The 1043-nt window shown below is 63.6% G+C and carries 1 protein-coding gene; it reads right to left on the reverse strand.

The genetic code is table 11. The features are described from left to right. The coding region (locus B5G37_RS14580) for a hypothetical protein (protein WP_204217975.1) at positions 1-1016 on the reverse strand (1016 nt) is incomplete at its 3' end. Positions 1017-1043: the final 27 nt, after the last annotated feature.

Here is a 1043-nt window from a genome sequence, read left to right on the forward strand (position 1 = left end):
CGCAGATCGAGGATGATGTCGAAGTCGAGGGTGCCGCCGCCATGACGCGCGACTTCACATACCAGAGGATACTGTTCGCGTGCCACGTCCAGATCGCTCAGATCGATGCTCGCCGCCATACGTCGCACCTCATCCTCGGTCGGTGGCTGACCGGATGCGCCGGTTTCCGGCCTTTCGGTTGTCTCCTTGGAAACCGTGCCGTCGGCGATGTGCTCAGGCACCGGCTCGTATGGCTCCGGTGCCGTGGTGTAGAAGACGTTATCGGCGCGGTCCTCGTTGAACTGCCGGTCGAGGGCCAGACTGAGCGCAGCGTTGCCGCCAGCATTGTAGGTTTCGACCCATTCGGCGTCGCGGTCTGGTTCGTTGCCGTCGAGCATGTACATGTCCCGTGCCCATTCGGGTTCGCCCTCGAACGCCTGCTCGTAGTCGGCGGCACGCACGTACCCCCAGTCGCCGATGCGGTATACGTCCTCGTCCTCTTCCAGATCGGCGGGGTCGAGGCGGGGGCGCAGCCGGTCATCGACGCGCTGCACGAGATGCTGCACGTCCTCCAAGGTCAACGGGTGTTCGGGCGGCGTGAAGGTGAGCACGGTGAGGTGGTTGATGGTGTCCGGGTCGAGGCGGGAGGCGAACCGTCCCACGGCGTCGATGATCTCCCCACGGTTATCCCACAGGAGATTGTCGGCTCGCTCTTGGCTAAGGCCCTCCCAGTCGCCGTCCCGGTTGATGCGCATGTAGTCGTCACGGTCGGGGTCCCAGCCCCCGTACCGGGCCTTCTCGGCGATGTCCTCTCTGGTGAGGCCGTGTCCCGCCTGTACGATGGCGAGCCACGAGGGATACGCCTTGTACTGTCCAAGGTCGGAATCGGGGTTCGCTTCGAGAACACGGTCCACCAGTTCCCGCAATGCGTCGATGGACTCCTGTGTGTGGGGTATGGTTTCCGCATGGGCGGACAGGTCCCTGCACATGGCCTGCATGTCCTGCGTCAACTGTTCGTAGGCTTCATCATCGCTCATGTCGATCCTCCTTCTTCAGCGTGCGGT

Origin of the sequence: Pseudoflavonifractor sp. An85 (genome assembly GCF_002161235.1) — a bacterium.
GTDB lineage: Bacteria > Bacillota > Clostridia > Oscillospirales > Oscillospiraceae > Enterenecus.